The 22,836-nt window shown below is 60.4% G+C and carries 19 protein-coding genes and 1 tRNA gene; 8 read left to right on the top strand and 12 right to left on the bottom strand.

Annotated elements, in window-relative coordinates; translation table 11 throughout:
- Nucleotides 1–732 precede the first annotated feature (732 nt).
- The 3 genes from HZZ16_RS38190 to rfbF all read right to left on the bottom strand — a co-directional run bounded on the left by HZZ16_RS38190 (nt 733) and on the right by rfbF (nt 3,718).
- A complete protein-coding gene (locus HZZ16_RS38190) occupies nt 733–1,497 on the bottom strand; it encodes a LuxR C-terminal-related transcriptional regulator (RefSeq protein ID WP_197953173.1) in 765 nt (254 codons plus the stop codon).
- A 306-nt stretch (nt 1,498–1,803) separates the two neighbouring features.
- Complete coding sequence (locus tag HZZ16_RS28660; protein WP_246510490.1) at nt 1,804–2,928, bottom strand: NAD-dependent epimerase/dehydratase family protein; 1,125 nt, start codon at nt 2,926–2,928, stop codon at nt 1,804–1,806.
- Nucleotides 2,876–3,718 (bottom strand): glucose-1-phosphate cytidylyltransferase, encoded by an 843-nt coding sequence (gene rfbF, locus HZZ16_RS28655; RefSeq protein ID WP_197953172.1) that lies wholly within the window; start codon nt 3,716–3,718, stop codon nt 2,876–2,878. The genes HZZ16_RS28660 and rfbF overlap by 53 nt, the downstream gene beginning before the upstream one ends.
- A 611-nt stretch (nt 3,719–4,329) precedes the next feature.
- Here rfbF and HZZ16_RS28650 point away from each other — a divergent pair.
- The 4 genes from HZZ16_RS28650 (at nt 4,330) to HZZ16_RS28635 (ending at nt 10,212) form a co-directional block, all read left to right on the top strand.
- Entirely contained in the window at nt 4,330–4,680 is a 351-nt protein-coding gene (locus HZZ16_RS28650; protein WP_197953171.1) for a hypothetical protein, read from the top strand.
- A gap of 244 nt (nt 4,681–4,924) precedes the next feature.
- Nucleotides 4,925–7,405, top strand: a complete 2,481-nt coding sequence (locus tag HZZ16_RS28645) for an Ig-like domain-containing protein (RefSeq protein WP_197953170.1) — start codon at nt 4,925–4,927, stop codon at nt 7,403–7,405.
- 284 nt (nt 7,406–7,689) lie between these two features.
- Nucleotides 7,690–8,709: a glycosyltransferase family 2 protein gene (locus HZZ16_RS28640; protein WP_311974244.1), complete on the top strand. Its 1,020-nt coding sequence runs from the start codon at nt 7,690–7,692 to the stop codon at nt 8,707–8,709.
- 219 nt (nt 8,710–8,928) lie between these two features.
- Nucleotides 8,929–10,212 carry an MATE family efflux transporter gene (locus tag HZZ16_RS28635; RefSeq protein ID WP_197953168.1) on the top strand — a complete coding sequence of 428 codons (1,284 nt, stop codon included), beginning with the start codon at nt 8,929–8,931 and terminating at the stop codon, nt 10,210–10,212.
- Between the two features lie 36 nt (nt 10,213–10,248).
- On the opposite strand, the gene HZZ16_RS28630 is transcribed toward HZZ16_RS28635, so the two are convergent.
- The 3 genes from HZZ16_RS28630 to HZZ16_RS28620 form a co-directional block, all read right to left on the bottom strand.
- On the bottom strand, nt 10,249–10,974 hold the full coding sequence (locus tag HZZ16_RS28630; protein ID WP_197953167.1) for an FkbM family methyltransferase: 726 nt from the start codon (nt 10,972–10,974) through the stop codon (nt 10,249–10,251).
- A 71-nt stretch (nt 10,975–11,045) separates the two neighbouring features.
- Nucleotides 11,046–11,969, bottom strand: coding sequence for a glycosyltransferase family 2 protein (locus HZZ16_RS28625; RefSeq protein WP_197953166.1), 924 nt, complete (start codon nt 11,967–11,969; stop codon nt 11,046–11,048).
- A 73-nt stretch (nt 11,970–12,042) separates the two neighbouring features.
- Entirely contained in the window at nt 12,043–13,620 is a 1,578-nt protein-coding gene (locus tag HZZ16_RS28620; protein WP_197953165.1) for a GumC domain-containing protein, read from the bottom strand.
- Between the two features lie 185 nt (nt 13,621–13,805).
- On the opposite strand from HZZ16_RS28620, the gene HZZ16_RS28615 reads away from it, so the two are divergent.
- The 4 genes from HZZ16_RS28615 to HZZ16_RS28600 all read left to right on the top strand — a co-directional run bounded on the left by HZZ16_RS28615 (nt 13,806) and on the right by HZZ16_RS28600 (nt 18,864).
- A complete protein-coding gene (locus HZZ16_RS28615; protein ID WP_197953164.1) occupies nt 13,806–15,035 on the top strand; it encodes an O-antigen ligase family protein in 1,230 nt (409 codons plus the stop codon).
- Nucleotides 15,036–15,051: 16 nt separating this feature from the next.
- On the top strand, nt 15,052–16,056 hold the full coding sequence (locus tag HZZ16_RS28610) for a hypothetical protein (RefSeq protein ID WP_197953163.1): 1,005 nt from the start codon (nt 15,052–15,054) through the stop codon (nt 16,054–16,056).
- Nucleotides 16,057–16,355: 299 nt separating this feature from the next.
- Nucleotides 16,356–17,303 (top strand): hypothetical protein, encoded by a 948-nt coding sequence (locus HZZ16_RS28605; protein ID WP_197953162.1) that lies wholly within the window; start codon nt 16,356–16,358, stop codon nt 17,301–17,303.
- A 211-nt stretch (nt 17,304–17,514) separates the two neighbouring features.
- A complete protein-coding gene (locus tag HZZ16_RS28600; RefSeq protein WP_246510488.1) occupies nt 17,515–18,864 on the top strand; it encodes an undecaprenyl-phosphate glucose phosphotransferase in 1,350 nt (449 codons plus the stop codon).
- A 249-nt stretch (nt 18,865–19,113) separates the two neighbouring features.
- Here the strand turns inward: HZZ16_RS28600 and HZZ16_RS28595 are convergent.
- The 6 genes from HZZ16_RS28595 to hisD all read right to left on the bottom strand — a co-directional run bounded on the left by HZZ16_RS28595 (nt 19,114) and on the right by hisD (nt 22,829).
- Nucleotides 19,114–19,189, bottom strand: a tRNA-Phe gene (locus HZZ16_RS28595).
- 186 nt (nt 19,190–19,375) lie between these two features.
- Complete coding sequence (yacG, locus tag HZZ16_RS28590) at nt 19,376–19,558, bottom strand: DNA gyrase inhibitor YacG (RefSeq protein ID WP_197953161.1); 183 nt, start codon at nt 19,556–19,558, stop codon at nt 19,376–19,378.
- A gap of 157 nt (nt 19,559–19,715) precedes the next feature.
- Nucleotides 19,716–20,345: a Maf-like protein gene (locus HZZ16_RS28585; protein ID WP_197953160.1), complete on the bottom strand. Its 630-nt coding sequence runs from the start codon at nt 20,343–20,345 to the stop codon at nt 19,716–19,718.
- Between the two features lie 154 nt (nt 20,346–20,499).
- Nucleotides 20,500–20,967, bottom strand: a complete 468-nt coding sequence (locus HZZ16_RS28580; RefSeq protein WP_197953159.1) for an arsenate-mycothiol transferase ArsC — start codon at nt 20,965–20,967, stop codon at nt 20,500–20,502.
- A 72-nt stretch (nt 20,968–21,039) separates the two neighbouring features.
- On the bottom strand, nt 21,040–21,537 hold the full coding sequence (locus tag HZZ16_RS28575) for a UPF0262 family protein (protein ID WP_035706518.1): 498 nt from the start codon (nt 21,535–21,537) through the stop codon (nt 21,040–21,042).
- On the bottom strand, nt 21,534–22,829 hold the full coding sequence (gene hisD, locus HZZ16_RS28570; RefSeq protein ID WP_197953158.1) for a histidinol dehydrogenase: 1,296 nt from the start codon (nt 22,827–22,829) through the stop codon (nt 21,534–21,536). Before hisD ends, HZZ16_RS28575 begins: the two co-directional genes overlap by 4 nt.
- Nucleotides 22,830–22,836 lie beyond the last annotated feature (7 nt).

Genomic DNA, 22,836 nt, shown 5'->3' with positions numbered 1-22,836 from the left:
GAAACTATTCGCTGGCTACGCCACGTTCAAACGAGCAATAGGCTCGTGCAGACTTGCAGCGAAAGCGCTCAAACTTGTGCCACCTGCGCCCGATTGCACAGCGTCCTTTCTCGGGTCGAATTCTCGAGGACTCGCAGCTGAAGAGCGCTAATTGTCCGTTCAACACGATTTGATCGGAAGCCACAAGCGCCCCGAGGCCCTTCCCACAGGTCTCTTCGCAGACGCTCGCTAGCGCCTTGCGCACGAGCTGGCGCCGCAACAGCTGCGAATGGCGTTGAGAAACCTTGATCGGGTCAGCCGTGATGTACCTCGTGGAGACCGTCGGGCAAGATCGTTCCGGACGACATCGAGCGGCATCTCGTCTTTCGGCGACCAGCAGACGTCGTCGCCAGTCGCCCTCGCTTCGACGAGGCTCTCACCTCACAAAGCTGCCAACCCACAAGATGCAAGATCATAGCGCGGTCGACGTCGCTTGAGCGAGCTCCACCGTCACCAGGAATAGAGTCCGGAATTACATCAAGGCGACCACAGTTCTCGAGTACCGAACCACGAGTCTTCGCCAATCTTCTTCCTGGGGAGTATTGGGTCCCGGCCTTCGCGGGGAATGACACCGAGGGTGGGGCGCGCCTCAGAACAAGCTGCCCTGATCCAGCGGCTTGGCTACGTGCTTCGGTACCGGCTTTGTCTCCTGCGAGGCCGGCTCGGCTGTGACGGCGCGAGAAAATTCAGCGGTCACCCGGCCGGTCTTCGAAGGACAAATCGATCCATTGGCTGCGCCCGTCGGTCGCCGACGACCATGTCGGGGCTTGCGCTCTTATCCTGGTCGATCAGGAATCTCTTGCTTTTCATTCTGCTGGCCAACCTGTCCCTGGGCCCGACAAGCTTGGCGGCCATGAAGGCTGCCTCGGTCCGATTGCGAGCAGAAAGCGCGCGCAGGAGCGCCGCCGTATGGATCTTGCTGGTCCCCTCCGCGATGCTCAGCTCGCGCGCAATCTCCTTGTTCGACATTCCCTGAGCCAGCAATGGAAGGATTTCGTTCTGCCGGCGCGTCAATCGCAGAGATTCCAATTTGAGGTTGACGGCCTGAGGTGGCTCCGGCCGGCTGACGTCGTCATCGGCCAGCCACCGCGGAACATAGATGCGCCCGGTCAACAGATCGCCGATCGCGGACAGCAATTCCTCATCCGACTGAAGCTTGGGCAAAAACCCGTGAAACCCAGCCGAAAGGCATTTCAGCACGTCCGCGCGCCTGCTCGAAGCCGACATCACCGCAATGCGAGTAGCCGGCCTCAAGTCGACAATCTCGGACAGAACCTCAAGCGAATGCTGATTCAGGCAATCCTGATCAATCAGGATCAAATCTATATTTGTCTGCAGCTCGAAATTCGCGAGTTGCGGCGCGTCTAAGACGCGAGACTTCTTGAGGCGGGCCTCAATCACATCACGGAGGCCGCTGCGATAAACACTATGCCCATCAACAATTAGAATTGCAGGCACTGCTCAATCTCCGAGCAATCCCGTACTCTTACCCGGGACTCTCACAACGTCGCAGTTTGAACGGAAAAAAACGACAGAACACTTTGATCGGCACGTCTGCTTGGGAATCCCCCTTCAGGCGACACGCCCCCCTCCTTTCAACCAGGAATTGCCGCGTTGCAACAATATTAGGAATAGTTGGGGAAAAGTCAACAGATTACAATAAATCGTTTCCAACTGTTGCGGCACGTTGCCGCGCCAATGGCCTCGATACGAGTCCATCGGCGTCGGCAGACAAATGCGTGAAGCTTTCCGCCGCAGAAGATACTAAGTGCGCGCAATCGCCGGGAGCATCTCGGGGATCGGCGTCCACCGCAGATGGGGATCCAACTGCTCGGTGTGCTGCAGGTGCCGAAGTTCGGAAAGACGCGTAAACGGCGCGGCATTGAAGGTCGCTTCGTCCAATTGGATGCGCTTGAACACCCCCTTCAATTGACTCGCGCCGCGCTGCGCATTCCACTGGCAGCGGAAATTCGGCATGTGCGCCTTGATCTTCGCAAAGGAGACCCGATAGCTGCGATTGTCAGGACCACTCGGGCCGAACGAAAGATCGCAACCGGTGAAAGTGTCGTTCACGATCTCCGCGATTTCTCGCACCGTGTAGTTCTGACTTTCGTCGCCGACATTGAACGCCTCAGCGCAAACCGCCTCGCGGGGCGCCTCCAGAGCGCACAGGATGGCCTGACAGATGTCTTCGATGTGAACCAACGGGCGGCAAGGGGTACCGTCGCTCATGACGCGGATCTTTCCCGTCGTGAACGCCCACCCTGCAAGGTTGTTCAGGACCAGATCGAAGCGCTGTCGGGGAGACGCTCCGAACGCGGTGGCGTTGCGCAGAAACACGGGCGTGAACCGGGAGTCGGTCAGCTCGACGAGATCGCGCTCGACGAGCACTTTGCATCGCGCATAGGCCGTCTGAGGTTCGCAGGAAGACGTCTCGGATTTCACCTCGCTGCCGGCGGCGCCGTAGATGCTGCAGGAGGACGCGTAGATGAATCGTCCGATTCCTGCCTCCTTGCACTTGCGGGCAAATCCGACGGACCCACGATGGTTGATCTCCATCGTAATTGCAGGGTCATTCTCTCCCAGCGGATCATTGGAGAGCTCCGCAAGATGAACGACAGCGTCAAAGCCTTCCAAATCAGACACTGACAGCTGCCGCGTATCGCGCGACATGACCATGGGGCGTGTCCTGCCGTCATCGAACAACCAGCCGCGGCGGTAGAGGCCGGTATCGATCCCGATTGCATCATAGCCGCGCTCAAGCAATCTCGGGCCGAGCACCGCCCCGATATATCCGTCAGCTCCGGTGAAGAGAACGCGCATCGGATTCATCTCCTCAAAGGGTTGCCCGATCGGGAATTGCGGGGTGCGGTAGGTTGGCGCCTGCATTCGCGGCACCGGCCTTGTTCCAGACGCACCAGGGTGGATCTCCGCTGTCCCAGAGATCCTGCAGAATGGCCTTGTCGCGCAAGGTGTCCATGTTCTGCCAATAGCCACGGTGCCTGTAGACGGCGAGTTGGTCCTGCTCGGTCAGACGGGCAAGTGGTTCGTTTTCCCAGCTCGTGCTGTCGCCGTCGATGAGATCGAGGGCCTGAGGCTCGATGACGAAGAAGCCTCCGTTGATGACCTGGCCATCGCTCGCGTCCTTCTCGCGAAAGCCGGCCGCGCGGGGACGGTCGGACGAGAGATTGATCGCGCCAAAGCGGCCCGGCAACTGGACCGCGGTGACCGTCGCCAGCGCGCCCTGTTGATGGTGGAACTTGATCAACGCGCGTATGTCGACGTCGCTGACGCCATCGCCGTATGTCATGCAGAAGGTCGAATTCCCGAGATACTCGCGCACGCGCTTGACGCGTCCCCCGGTCATCGTCTTCTCCCCCGTATCGACAAGCGTCACCTGCCAGGGCTCCGATCCGTTTCTATGCATTTCGATGCGGTTGCGCTGAAGATCGAGCGTGAAGTCTCCCTGGTGAGACAGGTAGCTCATGAAATAGTCCTTGATCACCGTGCCCTTGTAGCCACAGCAGATGACGAACTCGTTGAGGCCGTAATGGGAATACAGCTTCATGATATGCCACAGGATCGGACGACCACCGATTTCAACCAGCGGCTTCGGTACCACCGAAGTGTGCTCGCTCAATCTCGTACCGTAGCCACCGGCGAGAATAACAACCTTCATGGGGATCTCCTGTCCTAGGTTCCTCACCGAAGCATGCGCAGGCGCAGGCGCATTTTCGGATGGCGCAGTTTGGACGGTAGATCGCTGCGGCACGACCAAGTTGATGACTGTCAACTCGGCAGAGCGACGTCGGTCGGGCCTCAAGCCGCATCATCACACGCGTTCCCCATAGACCGCAGGACCCCGGGCCGCTCCTTAGGCCGATCGAGCCGCGAAATGACGTCGTGATCCTCGCTGGTCAACTCAAAGTCGAACAGGTCGATGTTCTCGGCCATGCGGTCCGCGTTTGCCGATTTCGGTATCGCGATCGTGTCGTTTTCGCGCTACCAGCGAAGCACGATCTGCGCGGGCGAAAAGCCGCATCGTTCCGCGATGATATTCCCGTTGGCGCGCGAAAGCCGACCACGTTGATGCCTTCCGGCTCGAACACTTTCGGCGAAACAAAGAAGAGACGCCGTTCGTCTCGCTTGGCTCGAACCATCCAATCGAGTTGACGATGCCCAAAAGTCAACGGTGCAGCAGCATGAGATGCGGAGACTTTCGTCGCACGGATTGCAACTACCGCACTCGCCAACAAGGCCGATGCGCAACGCTCAAATGCCAGAAGCGGCATGCGTCTTACTGAGGCGGGACAATTCGACGCAATGCGCTCGATAGGCAACCACCCTGCGGCACGCGAAAGACAAAAACAGCCGGTATTTCCTCGCGATAGCAAGAGTGACGATCACGCCGCTCGTGCCGCTTCAAGAGGCGAACGTCATTGTCGAACAGTGATGATCGGGGAATGCCTCACAGCCACCCCATTCCGCAACAAAGCAATCACATTCATGACAGATTCTGTTGCGAGCGTGAATTCGCAAATGCAGCAGGTTGCATTCGCGGGACGTTGCTCTGACAGCCGCCTGCTCAAATTGAATGCAATCACAAAAACCACCAAGAGTTCGTTGCAAGGGGTCGATTGAACTTCACACCGGCTTGGTTCATGCTTTCGGGAAAGGCTCAACGTGATTCGGTAAGCCCGATTTCGGTAACATAAGACGGTGGCCGCGGGGCGTTCGGCCGGTTCTCTACTGTCGAGTATCAGCAGAAGCAGCGATTGGTTGGCGCGAACGGTGTGATGTCGATCACACCTTCTGGCCTCGCATCGTCGTGCTCAGCCTTGAGTGCTGCCTCACAGACTCACATTCGAACAACTGGAAAGGTGAAATGGGGATTTCATTAGCAGAGCTGATCAAACAGAACACGCTTGGGCAGAGCGAGGGATATCCTGCCGGTGTTCCGCAAAGCTACAATTGGTACAAGGGTTGGAATCCGGATGGTCAGCTGACTCCGCCTGCCGGCTTCACCGCGGTCGAAGGCTGGGGACAGGTCTATACCGAGCAAGGGGCTCCCGCATCTCCGAATGCGGACATCGAGCTCGCGAACGCAAAGACCTACGTGCATATCAAGGAGACCGGTCAGTGGCTGCTCGTCCAGGACCAGTCCAAACTTGGAATCGCAGGCGGGCACTTCGTCACAGATTTCACCGGCAATTCAGGTTACCCGATGACGGTGACTAGCCTGCAAAGCGGGGCGGTGAGCTTTGATGCGCCTCCAGCCGGCTACAACGATCATTTCTGGCAAACAGCACGTGGGACCTACACGGCTGGCACGGTCGACGGGGTTTACGTCCAGATGGACATGAGGACGACCGATCCCAACGCGAAGCTGGTGGGCATGGTCGGGGTGGATTGGTGGCGTAGCTCGACCGCTCCGTATCTTGCCGACCACAGCAACAATCCAGGTGTCGGAGGTAGCAACTGGGTCGAGCTTTCGACCCAGTGGAAGACCATCGGTTACTATTCCATGAGCACTGCGGCCTTCCAGGCAAACCTGCCTCCGCCGCTGCTTGGATCGCCTCAAACACCTCCGGTCGAGCCTTCCGATACGTTGGCGCCGGCATCGCCCAAGATCGTGGCAGTCACGCCGGATACTGGTACCGCCGGCGACCAAATCACCAACGCCAAGCAACTGACGTTGAGCGGCACGGCAGAAGCGGGCAGCACGGTCAAGGTATTCGAGGGTACAACCGTCATTGGTACGGCCAAGGCCGGTGCGAATGGCACTTGGAGTCTGACCACAGCCCAATTGGCAGACGGGAGCCATACCTTCAACGCGACCGCCACAGATGCTGCAGGCAACGTCAGTCAAAAATCGGCTTCCCTCAGCGCGCGCGTAGACACGCTTGCGCCGGCAGCCCCCAAGATCACGGCATTCACACCGGAGAATGGTACCGTCGCGGCTAGCACGATCAACGCCGGACGGTTGACGCTGAGTGGTACAGCGGAAGCCGGCAGCACGGTTAGAGTCCTTGAGGGGACGACCGTGATCGGCACGACCAAAGCTGGCGCGGGCGGCGCCTGGAGTTTGACAACGGCACAGTTGGCCGCAGGGAGCCACGCCTTCACTGCCATGGCCACCGACGCCGCAGGCAACGTCAGCGCGAGATCTGCCGGCTTGAATGTGACTGTCAGCGGGCCTGTCAGCTCGCCACCGGCAAATGGAACGAATTTGCTGGTGAACGGGTCGTTCGAGGCGACGGCCTTGGCTGACGGACGCTGGGGAGCTTACCAGTCGGTTTCGGGTTGGACCGCGATCTCTGGCGGCACGATCGAACTCTGGAATAATGTCAATGGAGTCAGGGCGAGCGACGGTGGCAATTTTGGCGAGCTGGATTATCTCGGCAGCCGAGATGGATTCTACCAGGACGTAAAGACCGTCGCGGGACAGGTTTACCAATTGTCTTTCGATGCACGTTCGCGACCTGGCTTCAGCGACACGACCTGTTCGATCGAGGTGCTGTGGAATGGCTCCGTCATCGCGGCTGTTCCGCCGGGCGCCGCTTGGGACACTTACGATTTCAAGGTCGTGGGCACCGGCGGCAACGATCGCCTGACTTTCCGCGAGGTTTCCAGTCAAGGTGGCGACGGCTTGGGTGCTCTCTATGACAATATCGAGCTCACCGCCGCGACAGCGCCGCCAGCCACGCCATCTCCGGGGACGGGACAGGCCAATCTGCTCGTGAACGGATCGTTCGAGTCGACGCCGCTCGAAAGCGGCCGCTGGGCGGCCTTCGATAACATTCCAGGCTGGCACGCCATCAGCGGTGGAGCCGTAGAGCTCTGGAACAATCTGAACGGCGTGAAAGCAACTGACGGCGGCAACTTCGGCGAACTGGATTATATGGGAGCCCGTGATGGACTCTATCAGGATGTGAAGACCGTCGCCGGTCAGCAATACGATCTCTCCTTCGATGCGCGCTCGCGGCCGGGGTTCTCCAGCTCGACCTGTTCGATCGAAGTCCTGTGGAATGGCTCGGTCGTTGGCGTGGTTCCGCCCGACGGCGACTGGAAGAACTATGATTTCACGGTGACCGGAACAGGCGGACAGGACCGCCTGACATTCCGCGAGGTTGCGGGCCAAGGCAGTGATGGGCTCGGCGCTCTCTATGACAATGTCTCCCTGGTTGCAAAGCCGTCGAGCTCCACCTCGGCGTCTCTGCTGAGCAGCACAAGTCAGGCGGTCGCGCTGATGAATCAGTTTGCCGCGACCGACGGAATAACGACCTCCGCGGTGACGAATGGGCCGCTCACAACCGATACAAACGCCTTGCTCACGCAGACGCTCTCGTTGCCTGCCCAACACTAGTTTTCCGGCGTAGGCTGTAAGTAGACGCGGGGGCGCAGATTTGCGTCCCCGCGTTTTGCATTGGGACCGCCCGGGAGGAATGCCCTGCAGCCAGCAGGTGCCGCTCTACGAGCTACCCAGCGGAATTGATAGCCGTCAACTCGGAGGGGCTGGTCTCAGTTCAGATGATGCCGGGGGCGAGCCTCTCCATGGCGATTGCCGCGACGATAAGGTGACAATCGAAATCCATGACACATTCGGGACAAATCGCGGAGTATTTAGCCACACCTTATGCGAGCGGGGCCGTGAGCACCGCATTTCCGGCCGAGACGGCCCGCCCTTACGTCACGATCGCAATTCCTACCTACAACCGGGCCGCGCTTCTCAAGGGATGCATCGCATCCGCCCTGGCGCAGACCTACCCTCATTTCGAGGTTCTCGTCTCGAACAACGCTTCGCCAGACGATACGGCGCAGATCCTGGACCAGTTCAGCGACGCACGATTGCGCGTCATCACCCAGGAAACCAATATCGGCCTGCTCCCGAACTGGAATGCGTGTCTTGCGAATGCGCGAGGCGACTACATCATCTTCGTATCCGATGACGACAGGATTTCGCCGGCGCTGCTCGAGCGGTGCGTGGCGCTTATTGACCAGCACCCGCAACTTCCGATTGTCGTAACCTTAAGCAATTTACACGCGGCTTCACTCGGTCAAACGCGTCCCCCGCGCGCCAGTCGGACTCTCGCCACCGGCGTTCGGGACGGCACTGCAATCCTGAATGAGTTCCTTACCGACCAGATCACCGTCAATATGTGCGGCGTCGTGATGCGCACGGCCCTTCTGCGCGAACGCGGCGGCATTCCGCTCGATCTGCCGCACACCGCCGACGTCGCCGCATGGGCACCGCTGCTGCTCCTCGGCAAAGCCGGTCTCGTCAACGAGGCCTGCGCGACCTACACCTATCATGACGATTCGGAGACGGCGCGATTGGGAGTGGAGCGGCTTCTGCGCGACGGACGCAAGGTCGCTGATTTGATCGCGCATACTGCGGAGACTTATGTTCAAGACACGCAGCTTCGCAAGAGCATCCAGCTCAAGGCTTGGCGTTGCTTCGCGCGTCGAGGGCTGATCACGCTGACAGACTTTCGCAGGAGCGGCGCAGGCATGCTCGACATGTTGAGCATGGCTTGGCACTTTCGCCGGGATCTCCAGGGCGTGAGCCTGCAAGCCATCCTTCGCTTCGTTGCCGTCAGCCTTTGTCCGCCGTCTCTGGCCGCTCGCCTGCGTCGTTCGAGGCGCGGCACCTCGGAACAATTGGCTTGACGACGACGGCACGGGTTGTGGTGCGTCTTCCGCGCACACGAGCCCGACAGCAAGCGCGCGGTCGGCCGCAGTTCGTCCGCTTGATCCGTTATTGATACCTCTCAATTCGCCCGACTCTGGCACCCATAGGCTGCGCCGAGAGTCAGGTTCTCCGATCAAGCGGACCGGACGCGAGATCAAGCGATGGTGGCCTGTTATGCCTAACTCACTGCCTGCATCATGAGCACACCGGCCCTGCCCGCCTTCCCCAGCCACCTTCTCGTCGATCTCATGGTCATGGCCATGCGGGCGAGCGTCATGGGCTGCAAATTCGGCCTTACCCTGTTCATTGCCCGCTATCTCGACCTGTCGTCGCTGGGTCTCTATGGCCTCGCTGCCGGCGCGATCGCAGCCGTTCCGATCGTGGTCAATCTTGGTATGAACCACCTGCTGATGCGCGACGCCGTAACGGCCTCCCCGAGCGAAATGATCGATAGCATGCGCCACTACTGGTATTTCGTGACGTTTGCGTACTCGGTTCTTCTGACGACAGCCACGCTGGTGACCATCCTCCTCGGCACTCCGCCTCTCTGGATTCTCATCGTCGCCGTGATCATGTTCGAACATGTCGGCAACGACATCTTCTACCTGCTCTCCAGCCTGCAGCACCACGTCTGGGCAAACGCCATCGGCTTCATCCGCGGCGCAGCCTGGATCCTCATCTATGTTCCGCTCGCGATCTGGGACCCCAGCTTCAGATCGCTTCCGTATCTGTTCGGCTTCTGGCTGATCGGATGCATGGCTTCGGTGGGGCTGTTCGCTTTCCTCAGCCGGTCATGGCCATGGCTGGCATCCTTCTCTCAGCCATTCAGGCTGTCCGTGATCACCGAAGCCATCCGGAAGTCCTTCCTCATGCTGTTGAGCGACCTCGGCTTCATCACGAGCCAGTATATTGATCGTTACCTGATCACACTGTTCCTGGGTTTGAAGGTCGCCGGCATCTACTTTCTGTTCTGGACGGTCGGCAGTTCCGCAACCACCTTCCTGGCTCTGGTCCTTCAACAAAAGCAGCGCCCATCGCTGATCAGCGCATATCGGACCAGCGGCCCCTCCGCGCACCGCCAGCTGGCCTGGCGCTTCCTGCAGACAACCGCACTCGCGACTGCAGCACTCAGCGCGGCGATTGGAATTGCTTTCCAGGTGCTTCAGCCGTGGGTGGCTCCCACGCTCGTCGCGCAATGGTCGGCATTCTGGCTGATCGTCGCCGGACTGGCCGTTCGCTATATGGCTGATTTCGGCGCCCTGGCCCTGTTTACGGCGCATCTCGACCGCCTCGTGACGGTCACAAACCTGACCTACGTGGGCGTTCTCGTGCTGGCACAATTGGCGCTGCTGCCGCTCGCCGGACTCCATGGCGCCGGAGCAGCAATCCTGCTGACGGCGCTCATCATATCACTGTGGCGCTATTGGTTGCTGTTCGGTTTTCCGATCTCGAGCGGCTATTCTCGCCGAGTGGGCGCCTGATTGCAGATCCAGAGCGACCGCAGAAATGTTCGGCAATTAGTGGTAGCTGAGACCATCGGCGTAATCGGTCCGCCTAAACAGGCAATCCACCTCGAGCAGTGACGCTGGATCCTGGGAGTAGTAGGTGACCGGACGCAACTGACTCAGCGTAAAGCCCGCCTCTCGCATGAAGCGGAGTGCCTCATCGAATTTCCAGGTATCCTCGTAAAGATGGATCAGCGGCAATTCGAGTTGAACACCAAGCAGGCTATGAAGCGAGTTTGCACCCCCGCGCAGGACGCTCTGCTCAAATCCCTGCGTATCGACCTTCATGAAAACGCGCTCGCCGGCAAACTCCTCGAATATCGAATCCAGCGTGGCGATCTGGACCTCGTCGATGCGAACGACCTCGGATTCGTAGATGCTGTTCCGACCGATCTCAGTCTGGTTGACTATCGAACTCATGGCCGTGTTCTTGCTGACATTGATCTGGATGATGCCGTTGACATCGCCCAATGCGATATTTCGGCAGTCCCATTTCTGGTCGGCCTCGCACCTTTTTTCGAGCCTTTTGAACACATCAAGCACCGGCTCGAAGGAGACGATCCTCCCAGTATATCCCTGCAATCTGAGATCTTGTACAAACTGGCCCTCGTTCGCGCCGACGTCCAGAACAAGGTTCACGGAACGCGATTGCAGGAACTCCGCCAAATTCGGATGATGACGGCGAATTTCGTATCCTGCGGACCTCACGAACGATTTCAGTCTGTCTTTCACCATCATGTCTTTGCTCCTGTCAATTTCAGTCCAGCTTCGGTGAGGCCGTCGATATTGCGGACGGGCAGGCAAACGACTCACCGCCAGCCGAATTGGCTTTGACGCCATCTCAGGAGCGATGACACAATTGCTCTCCCCGCCTGAGTCCGCCGCAGGCCAACCTTCACCAGGTCCAAGGCCGGCGATGGAAGCGGAGGCATCAGGTCATCGCGCACGAGGAAATTCCCATCGCCTCGATCGACGTCACATTCGGCGGCCTCCCTCACGCGATCGCGCCAGGAAGCCAGCTCATGCAGGGGCATCGGACCCTTGTCCATCCATTCAGACTGCAAACCCTTCGCAAGTGCCCGGTTCGCCTCGTGCTTGAACAGACCCGGCTGCTGCTGACGTATCGCCAGTCGCTTGGATATCTGCGCCGGCGAGCGGTATGGGAAATGCTTCAAGCGTATCCGTGATGGAAATGTTCGCCCGCGATTGTGAGGCCAGATCAGCCCTCCCCAACGCAGATCAGCCCGATGGCGAACGAAGCGCGGTTCGCTCCAATTGTTCTGATAGTACCTGAGCCGCTCTTGCACCGGGCGGGCAAGCCATTCCGCCGGATTCTCTTCGTAGTTCTTCAAATCGACATCGGTGAAGTAGAAGTTCATCGTCGCCGAAAGAACGAATCCGTAGCTTTGGGGTACGTTCCCAAGGAACTGCACCGGATCATCGATAAAGAATTCATCAGAATCGAGTCTGCACCACCAGTCTCCCGGTGACGCCACGTGCCGACGCGTTTCGAATATCTCTCCCCGGAGCTCATCGGTAAACGTCCGATCGTCATGACCGACAAGCTCGATCCTGGGATGGCAATTCGCGAGATCCTGAAGCGTCTCCCAGGTGCCATCGACACTTCCATTGTCGAAGACGAAGATCCGATCGCTCCAATCGAGAGCCGCTTTCAGCGTCTCTCCGACGATGTCATTCTCGTCTCGAACGCAACAAATGCTGAATATCTTCATGTCGGGCTCACCCTTGGTGCCGGCGACGGTTACCGACGCCTCACATGGCAGCACTCGCGTGGCATCACTGTATTCATCCCTTCAAGGGAGGCATTCTGGGTGATCGTGCGCCAAGCCCGACGCTGTTTTCCCCGTAGTCGGCCCGTCCGGCAGAATGCAGCTCCTTCACCCCATCCCCCCTTTGAGCAGCGATCAGCAGGTTCTTGATCTGATCGTGCTCCTCAATGCCGGTGGCCGACCTCGGCACTGGATGATGCATGGTGCTTTTGGCAAGCTCGGGACCGAAGATGCCGCCCAAGCCGAGCAGAACTCCGCCGGCGAGGGCCAATGCGACCAGCTGCGAGACTTGCGGGAAGACAGGCGCTGTCGGCGTTACCGCCTTCTGCACCACTCTGAGGCTGGAAAGCTGGCTCTTCTTGGCGACCTCTGAGCTGATCTGCTCTTCGAGAATGCGCGTTGCATATTGTGCAGCGGCCGCCGAGGCGGTCGACAGAACCCGCTTCAACCTGCCGTATTCCGCCTCTTTCGCAGAGAGCGATGCCAGCTCCTTGTTGACCTTCTCGAGCTCGGTGCCGAGCTGATGCAGGAGCTCCATCTGACCGTTGAGTTCGGCATTCAGCTTCATCAACGTTGCCATGTTGTCCTGATAGACCTTGATCAGGAGCAATGGCGGCTGCTCCTCAAACTGCTCCGGCGGCTTCGCGATCGGATCAAGGCTCTTGCGGCCATCTTGGCCTCCGAGCGTGGTGACCATGCGACTCACAGCCTTGTTCTGCGCGACAGGCCGCAGTATCGCCAATTGATCGGCGACCGACAGCTTCTGTCCCTTCTTGTCCTCGATCGCTCCACGCGTCGTGGCGATCAGCGCCGACAGATCGCTGGCACGCCTGAGCAGCAGCTGCCGTTGTTCATCGACGGCATAGATGGAGGCCTCGACAGAGAAGCGCTTCAGATCTGCGGCTGCAATCTCGGCCTCCTCCTCCAGCCGCTTGGTTTGTTGCTGGAAGAACTCCTGCGCACCCGGCATCTGAACGTCGAGGCTTTGTACGGCGACCAACGTGCTCGCCAGCTCGTTCAGATAGCTCGCGGCGATCACCGGATCCCTGTGGCGGAACGTGATCCTCAGCAGATCGGAGCGCCCCTCCTGCTTCGCGGTCACGCGATCTCTCAAGCTGAGAATGCCCTCCTGGTTGCGCTCGATATCTTCTTCGGTCTCGTCGACGTGCTTCGCCCGCACCTTCGTTTCCTCGGACTCCTTGGTGAACATGTCCCGAAGGTCGATCTCCCGTCCCCATGCCATGAATTTGGCCAGAAGCGTGGGATTTGAATTGGACGATAGTCTCTCGTAGCCGACGTTCTTCGCCGCCTCCAGGATGACCAGATCGATCTTGGCGATACGCGACAGCGATTCCATCCGACTTTGGAGATCGACGCCCTCCCCGAACGGCGAGCCTACCGCGTTGCCGGAAGACCGTTCCTTGATCCCTTGCCCGGCACGAAGCAGGGCATATGCCTCGTAGCGGTCTCCAACTGCCGCGTAGTAAAGAAAGGCCGCGCCGGACGTCAGCAATAGGCACAGATAAATCACCCATTGCCGCCGCCATAACAGACCGAACGCTCTGGCGAATGAACTGCTCGTGTCACGTTCCACGGCCGACTCCACTGCTTTTTTTGGCACCTCAGCGTCCAACGAAGCGTCCGGGCAGGTATTGACGGCCGTCAACTCACACTTGGCAATTCCCGACATCTTGCCGACAGGTCGGGCCCCAGCGGGTCGCTCCCGTGGAGGAGCTGCGCCGCGGAACCGAAAGCTCATAACCGCGGAGTACGCCTGCCGTGAACGATCTAGCTCTGGGAAGAGAGGGAGCACCGCACCTCGCTTCCGGTTCTATGACCATGCAGGGCCGCTTCTTCGTGGTGACCTGCTTTGGCCTCGTGCTCCTGAACTTCCTGACCTTTCTCTATCATTTCACCGGATCGACGATATTCAACGTCCTCAGCAACTCGACCAGCCTGCTTCTGATCCTGTGGTCTGCCCGCCACGTCCTGATCACGAACGAGAGAAGCTACTTTTACACCCTCCTGTTGGCGCTCGCCTGCATCTTTACGGGCGCGAGTTACCTCACGAATTTCGGCGCCTTCGAGCTATCCGATGGATTGAAGCTCATCTCGATCTATTCATTCTACGTCGCCGGGCGAGGTATGGCCGAGCCGATGCAGCCAGCCGAAAAGCGTTGCGTCTACGTGCTTGCGGCATTGCCGCTCCTGTTCAAGGCCGTCGGCCAGACGCAGGTCTACACCGGTATCGAATATCCCGACGTATTCTCCTACTTCCCGAACACGAATACGGCGGCGCTGTACTTCTCGGCCTTGTTCTTTGCCCTTTCTCCCTGGTTCGGAAACAGGGTCTTAATCGGCCAGTTCATAAACGCCGCCGTCATGAACCGCGTTGGGCCCGCCCTGGCAACCATCGTCTCGATCGGCCTCTGGTCCTTCTTTCCCTTGCGGCCACAAGTCTTCGTAGCGCTCATCTTGCTGGCGTGCGCCAGCGTTGTCGCCTACGCCGCTGGCGCCCTCGATCGGCTGATAACCGGCTTGAATGCCATCGCACTCATCTGGAGCCTCGACCCCAGCACTGTCGCCCGGATGACGACGAAGCAGCTGATCGAATTGACCGGGTCGACGGACATGTCCGCGTTCTTCCGCATCACCCACTGGACCAACATCTGGCAGATATATTCGTCGCTGGGACTCGGCGGAATATTGTTCGGATATGGCGCGAGTCAGACCGGCATCCTGACGGTCTTGCCGCTACCGCCCCACAATGACTACCTGCGCGTCCTGGCGGAGTACGGACTTCTGAACTTCCTGGTCTTCGTCGTCTTCGTCTTCAGCATCGTCTTTTCGCTGAAGGATCGGGCGGCGAAGACGATGTACACCGTGCTTCTCATCTACTTTCTATCCGAAAACCTCATCGACAATTTCACCTCGATGACGCTGTTCTTTTCCTATGCAGGCCGGTTTACGTCCCCAAAATGGCCGGCACCCGACCCGTCCAGCGCGTGAGCGAGAAGTACGGTCGATGGACTTCTCACTTTCCGAGCTCATCAGGCAGAACACTCCCGGGAATAGTGAAGGCTTTCCCGCAGGCGTGCCTCCGAGTTACAATTGGTATCAGGGCTGGAATGACGGCGGGCTTTGGTCGCCGCCCGCGGATTTCACCGCGGTCGAAGGCTGGGGACAGGTCTATCCGAAGGTGGGGGAACCACCCTATTCAAATCCCGGCGCGACGGTCGAGGTCGCCAACGCCAAGACCTACGTTCGCATCAAACAGGCCGGCGAATGGACGTTGGTCCAGGACCAGTCGAAAACGCAGCTGACCGGGGGACATTTCGTCTCGGACTTCGTCGGCAATGTTGCCATTCCCATGAAAGCCACCCCGCTGGCCGGCGCGACGATCGCCTTTGAAGTACCCCCTGCCGGCTACAATAATCATTTCTGGTACAAGGAGCGCGGAACTTACCCGCCCGGCGCGGCGGATGCTGTCTACGTTCAGATGGAGATGAGGGTTACCGATCCGAACCTGCGTCTCGTGGCTATGGTTGGCGCCGACTGGTGGCGCGACGCCCGGGCGCCCTATCTCCACGACCACAGCAATAATCCAGGCATCGGTGGCAGCAATTGGATCGAGCTTTCGACCGAGTGGAAGACGATCGGATTCTATTCCATGAGCACTGATAGTTTCCGCGCGAACCCAGCTCCGCCACTGCGCGATCTGGTGAGAGAGCTGCCGCCCGCGCTCCCCTCGACGCCTGCGCGGCACGGGGAAAATCTCATCCAGAACGGACAAGGTGAAACTGTCTCCACCTCCAGAGAGAAGCATACTGCCGCGAACGGAACCGAGCGGTCCTCTCCAGCGGAAGAGACCCGGCAGCCCTCGATCAACTCCAGTTCACGCTCCATGCTCGGCGAGCCAGCCACGACGGTCCATACGTTGTCGAGCGACTGCCTTTTGGCTTTCGCCCTGACGCTGGGAGCACTCGCCCGAATCCGATGGAGCAGTGTGCCAAGCCGCAAACCTGGCTGATCATATTCCGCTCACCGCTATATCGACGGCCTCGGACGAGCGAATAGGCGCAGTTGCTGACGTCGTCGTGTCCGAGAACGTAGGGCTTCGACGACAAACCGGCTGGCCGTAGCAACAGGCGGCTGGTCCTATGGCTGTCGGGGAGAGGCGGACTATTCAGCCGTCGCGACACAGAATGTTCTGGCCGTTCCGATTCGGTTGCACGATTCTTAAGTCGCAGGTTCATTCTTGACGACCGTCAAGTCTGCAGCTCCTCCGACTCCTAGGATGGAGACGTTCAACTGGTTATGGGGCGTCCTATGTCTGACACCCGCCATTTCGTCCCGTTCCGCTCGCCGACTTCTGCTGCTGCCGCGCGTTTGATTCATGTCCTCGAGCAATCCGTCTCGGCTTGGCTGCTGCCACTCGGCCTGATTGGAATTATCGCGATCTCTACGAGGAGTGCCGATGCGGCGAGTGGGAGACCGGACGCCATCACGTCCGTGAGTCTCGCCTCAAGCGTCATCGAACAGAACAGCATCGGATACAGCCAGGCATATCCAGCCGGCGTCCCGAAGACATCGTCCTGGTGCAACGGCGCCTCCAAGCCCGAGAACGGCGAACCTCCCTCCGACTTCACTGCCGTCACGGGAATAGCGTCGATATTTCCAAAATTTGGCGCGGCCACACCGGACAAGAACGGCAAGATCCTCGTCGCCAACGGAAAGACCTATGTGCGCCTCCGCGCCACGAAGGAGTGGATCCTGGTACAGGATCAGACGGAGAACGAGATCGTCGGAGGCCATTTTGACGCAATGGTTCCCAAGAACGCTGCGCTCCCAATGAAGGTCGAGGTTCAAACGAATGGAGGCACCCTTGTCGACGGCCCTCCACCCGGCCGCAACGACCTGATATGGCTTGAGAGACGCGGCAGCTTCGCCGCCGGAGCTGTCGATTCTGTTTACGTCCAGATCGACATGAAGACAACGGACCCCGGGATGAAGGTAGTCGCCAACGTGGGGGCCGACTGGTGGCGTTCCTCGGACTCGCCGCACAGCGGCGCCAACAATCGAGGAGCTGGCAACAGCAACTGGGTCGAACTCTCCGCGGACTGGTCCACGCTCTACTTCTTTTCGGGCAGCACCGCACAGTTCGTCGCAGATCCGCCTCCTCCCCTGGCCGAGGCTCCGCTTCCTGCCTCCGTAGCGGGCGCGCAGCGCACGACAGCTGGAGCATCGCCGTGCCTGAGGACCTTGGCGCCGCGATAGGCACCGACCTTCTCTCACGGTTCATGCTCGTACGCTTTGTCGTTGAATTGTCGCCAGCTTCGGAAGCCACCCTTCTTTCGTAAGTGCATTGCCGCATACAGTTTTTGGGATGAAGCCTTTTATGTCGTTAACTACTTACAGTTCGAAGCACTCATCCTCGATGTTGACGAGGCGCGGCATCGCGCTGCAGAGACCGTTTCAGCTGGTCATCATGGCCGGCGACTTTCTGCTCATCCTGCTCAGTTATGCCATCGCAAACCTGATTCACCGCAAGTTCTTGCCAGCACTGGCCGAGCGAGATGTTTCGTTCGGCGTCGCGCTTCTCGTGGCAACGGCATTCGTTGCGATCGCATTTTTCAGAGGCTGTTACGACCGACACAATCTCGTCAATTCGAGCTGGCAATTGCGCGTGGCCTCCTCCGTGTGGCTTCTGTCACTCGCGATTCTGGTATTTTCTGCTTTCCTGCTCAAATCGACGGCCGAGCTGTCCCGCATCACCATCGTTGTGTTTGCGGTGGTCGGCCTCGTCGGCTTGGGCAGCCATCGCGTGATCTGGCGCCTCGCACTGAATTCGTCTTTCGCGCGCAGGCACTCTGTCAAACGAAGAGTCGTGCTGATCAGCGGCGAGCCGCTCGACTTTACTTCAACGCGCTTCAAGGATTTGCGCAGGAACGGCTTTCAGGTAGTGCGTCACTTCGTGCTGGACGCCGCGCTGAAGTCCGACGACGCAGCCATGGAGCGCGAGCTGGCGACGATCATTCGAAGCTCGAGCGCGGCAGGCGCCGACGAATTCCTTCTGGCCTTCAATTGGACCGACCTGCCGCTGTTTCAACACATCAGCCAATGTCTGCGTCAGGTGCCGAAGCCGGTGCGCCTGCTGCCGGATTCCGAGATCGCCGACCTCGTATCGCGACCATTCGCACCCATCGGCGAATCCGTCGCGATCGAAATCCAGCGAGCGCCTCTGTCGGTCACAGAGCGGGCCGTGAAGCGCGCCGTCGATATTAGTCTTGCCTCGGTCGGTCTTCTGTTCCTCGCGCCTTTGCTGATCATGACGGCGCTTCTGGTCAAGCTCGATTCGCCGGGCAGCATTATTTTCCGTCAGACACGCCGTGGCTTCAACGGCGAGCTGTTCGACATCTGGAAGTTCCGCAGCATGACGGTCTCGGAGAATGGCTCCGAGGTCAAGCAGGCAAGCAAGCACGATGCGCGGGTCACCAGGATCGGGCGGATCTTGCGCAAGACCAGCATCGACGAGCTACCCCAGCTGTGGAACGTGCTGCGCGGAGAAATGTCGCTGGTGGGTCCGCGGCCGCACGCTCTCGCACATGACAATTATTACGACCAGATGATCGGTGACTATGCTCGTCGTCGTCACGTCAAACCCGGTCTCACCGGCTGGGCTCAGGTCAACGGCTTCCGCGGCGAGACACCGACCATCGACCTGATGAAGAAGCGCGTCGAGTACGACGTCTGGTACGTTACCAATTGGAGCATTTGGCTGGACATTCGCATCATGATCCGGACCGCTGTAACGCTCTCGGGTAAGGACGTCTATTGAGGAGCTCCAGGTCATTGGCTCAGCCAGCTCGCGGTAGCCGCGACCCTGGCTCGATCAACGATGCACCTCCCGGGACCCAAACAACCAATCGCCCAGCCTGACGTCCCATCTCGTCTGTTGGCTCGGATTATCACCGTACTGCTTGATCCATCGATCATGCGCGGCAACTGCCAATTGGCGCGCCTCTCGCTGAGGAGCGGATAAGCCGTTGATATTGCTGCTTTGGATATCAGGCTCTTAGAAGAGCCGTGGTGCCCAGGGGCGGAATCGAACCACCGACACTGCGATTTTCAGTCGCATGCTCTACCAACTGAGCTACCTGGGCGTGCTCCAAGAGAGGGGCCAAAGCCCATCGAGCGGGCGGTTTATAGTGGGCCGAGAGCGGCCTGTCCACCCGGCTTCGCCAAGAGGCTGCGCCGGGCGCGGCCCTTCTGTGCACAAGGTGGGGCGGGGTTGCAGCGGCTGGTGCTTGGCGCCTCAGCGCGGCCATTAACGCTTTGATATAGCTTGATTATTCGACGTCGTCCGTTTCGTCATCGCGGCCGGGGATGACGTAGGAGCCCTTCAGCCAGCGGTTCAGATCGACGTCGCGACAGCGCGAGGAGCAGAACGGACGGGTGGCCTGCGCCTGCGGCTTGCCGCAGATCGGGCAGGTTTTGAGCGGCCCGGTGGGCTTGTTGACCTTGTCGTCCATGGGTGTCGGCAGCTTACACGGGGGAATGGGGTTCAAGCGCCTGCCAGGAAACGGGTTCCTGATGCAGCCGCACATGCGCCGCGACGGGGACCCGGCGAGGCCATTCTACTGTGCATGGGGTTGTTTTCGAGTTTTTTTGTCGGCGCGGCCCTGGGGCTCACACGGCGGTGGTATTGAGCCAGCCGAAGCGGATCGGAAAGCCCTCGCCGCCGAGCAGCGTCGTGGTCTCATAGAGCGGCAGGCCGACGACATTGGTGTAGGACCCGACCATCTTGACCACGAAGGATCCGGCGATGCCCTGCACGGCGTAGCCGCCGGCTTTGCCGCGCCATTCGCCCGAGCCGATATAGGCCTGGATGTCGTCCTCGGACAGGCGCTTGAAGCGCACGCGGGTTTCGACCAGACGCTGGCGGAACGCCTCGCGCGGCGTGACCAGGCAGATCGCGGTGTAGACGCGGTGGTTGCGGCCGGAGAGGAGACGCAGGCACTGCGCGGCCTCGTCGACGAGGTTCGCCTTCGGCAGGATGCGGCGGCCGACTGCCACCACCGTGTCAGCGGCGAGGATGAAGGCGCCGCGCAGCTCGTCATCGAGCTGCACCGACTTCAGCGCCGCATCGGCCTTGGCCCTGGCCAGCCGGTTGGCGCAGGCGCGCGGCAGCTCGCCCCGCCTCGGCGTCTCGTCGACGTCGGCCGGCCGGAGCGTATCCGGCTCGATGCCGGCCTGGTTGAGCAGCGACAGCCGACGCGGCGAACCGGAGGCAAGTACGAATTTGGGGCGGCCAAGCATCAGGTGATTTGGGGGATGAGGCAGGGGTGAATTGCGCGCGGAACCTATCGGAAGGGGGCCGGTTTCACAACCCGGGAACCGGAGTTTGGTGATTCGAGGTATCCGCCACGGCTGTGCCTGCTCTCTGTGACGCCGGTGTTACGTGCGGTTGATGCTACCCGCTCGCCGCGCCAACCTTGGCGAAGCGCCGCCGGATGCGCATCAGGAGCTGATCGCAGACCTCGCGATAGGCAGCTAACTTCTGGTCGCGGCTGCCTTCGATGGTGGTGGGATCCTGCGTCGGCCAGTATTCGACCTCGGCGGCGAGCGTTCGCGTCAGCTCCAGCGCCTTGTGATGTGCCTCGGGCGAGAGCGTGATGATGAGGTCGAAATTCAGTCCCTCCCAATCCTCCAGCTCCTCGAAGGTCTGCGGCTTGTGGCCGGAGATGTCCTGGCCGAGCTCGCCCATCACGGCGACGGCAAAGGGATCGAGCTCGCCCTTCCTGGTGCCGGCTGACTTCACGTAGAGGCCTTGCGGAAACATGTGCTGCAACAGGCTCTCGGCCATCGGCGAGCGCACGCTGTTCATCGCACAGGCGAACAGCACCGATTGCGGATCGCGTGCGCGTGGGGGCGCAGCCATCGCTTACGCTCTTTTGTTTTTGCGCATGATCCGATCCGAAAACCGGTTCCCACTTTTCGGGATCATGCGCGCTCAGCCCTTCCAATGGAGGACAGTAATGAGCGTGAACAGCCGGCGCGAGGTCTCGAAGTCGACCCGCACCTTGCCTTTCAGCCGCTCCTGGAGCGTGCGCGATCCCTCGTCGTGGATGCCGCGGCGGCCCATGTCGATGGCCTCGATCTTATCGGGGGTCGCGGTGCGGATCGCCTGGTAATAGCTGTCGCAGATCATGAAATAGTCTTTCACGATCCGCCGGAACGGCGTCAGCGACAATAGATGCGCGACGACCGGCGTGCCGTCCTCGCGGCGGATGTCGAACATCAGCCGGTTGCCGGTGATGCCGATGTGCAGCGTGAACGGGCCCTTTCCCTCCGCACCCTCGGGCGCGAACAAGTTCTGCTCGATCAGATCGTAGATCGCGATCGCCCGCTCGTGCTCGATGTCGGGCCCGGAACGGCCGATCGAATCCTCGTCGAGCGAGACGCCGACGATGCGATTGGTCGAGTCGTCCTGTTCGGGCGGCTTTGTCATGACAGATTGAGGCGCAATCCGATCGAGCGCGAATGCGCGTCCAGCCCCTCCGCCTTGCCGAGCGTCATCGCGGCGGGCCCCAGCGCACGCAATTGGTCGGGTCCGCATTTCAGGATCGAGGTGCGCTTCATGAAGTCGTGCACCGAGAGGCCGGAGGAAAACCGCGCGGAGCGCGCCGTCGGCAGCACGTGATTAGAGCCGCCGACATAATCGCCGATCGCCTCGGGCGTATGCGGCCCGAGGAACACCGCACCGGCATTGCGGATCTTCGCAGCGAGTGCGTCGGGATCGACGGTCATGACCTCGAGATGCTCGGCCGCGATGGCGTCCGCGAGCGGGATGGCCTCGCCCAGGTTCTTCACCATGATGACGGCACCGAAATCGGCCCAGGAGCTGCTTGCGATCGCGGCGCGCGGCAGCGTCTTCAGCTGCGCCTCCACCGCCTTTTCGACGTCGGCGGCGAGGCGCGCCGAGTCCGTGATCAGGATCGACTGCGCGCTGGCATCGTGCTCGGCCTGCGCCAGCAGGTCGGCGGCGATCCAGTCGGCGTTGCCGGTGTCGTCGGCAATGACGAGCACCTCGGAGGGGCCGGCGATCATGTCGATGCCGACCTTGCCGAACACCAGCCGCTTGGCGGCAGCGACATAGGCATTGCCCGGGCCGACGATCTTGGCGACAGGCGCGATGGTCGCGGTGCCATGCGCGAGCGCGGCGACGGCCTGCGCGCCACCGACACGGTAGATCTCGGTGACGCCGCCGAGATGGGCGGCCGCCAGGACCAGCGGGTTGAGCTTGCCGTCCGGCGAGGGCACCACCATCACGAGGCGCGAAACGCCGGCGACTTTTGCCGGGACCGCGTTCATCAGCACCGATGACGGATAGGCGGCCGTGCCGCCGGGGACGTAGAGGCCGGCGGATTCGATCGCGGTGTAGCGCCAGCCGAGCTCGACGCCGAGCGGATCGGTGAAGCGCTCGTCCTTTGGCAGCTGGCGACGGTGATAGGTCTCGATGCGGTCGCGCGCGAGCTTGAGCGCATCCAGCGTCGCAGGCTCGCAGGCCTTCACGGCGGCCTCGATCTCAGCGGCGGAAACGCGCAAGGAGGATGCATCCAGTGTCAAGCGGTCGAACTTGGCCGTCGCCTCGAGCAGGGCGGCATCGCCGCGCTTGGCCACGTCGTCGACGATCGCGCGCGCGGCGGCCTCGACGTCGGCCGAAGCCTCGCGCTTGGCGGCAAGGAAGGCGGCGAATCGCTGGTCGAAATCGGCGCTGCTGCGGTCGAGGCGAACGGGCATGTTTCGC

This window comes from Bradyrhizobium glycinis (assembly GCF_016031655.1).
GTDB classification, from domain to species: domain Bacteria; phylum Pseudomonadota; class Alphaproteobacteria; order Rhizobiales; family Xanthobacteraceae; genus Bradyrhizobium; species Bradyrhizobium glycinis.
Note: the sequence above shows the minus strand (reverse complement) of the source record. Positions and strands in the feature narration are given on the sequence as shown.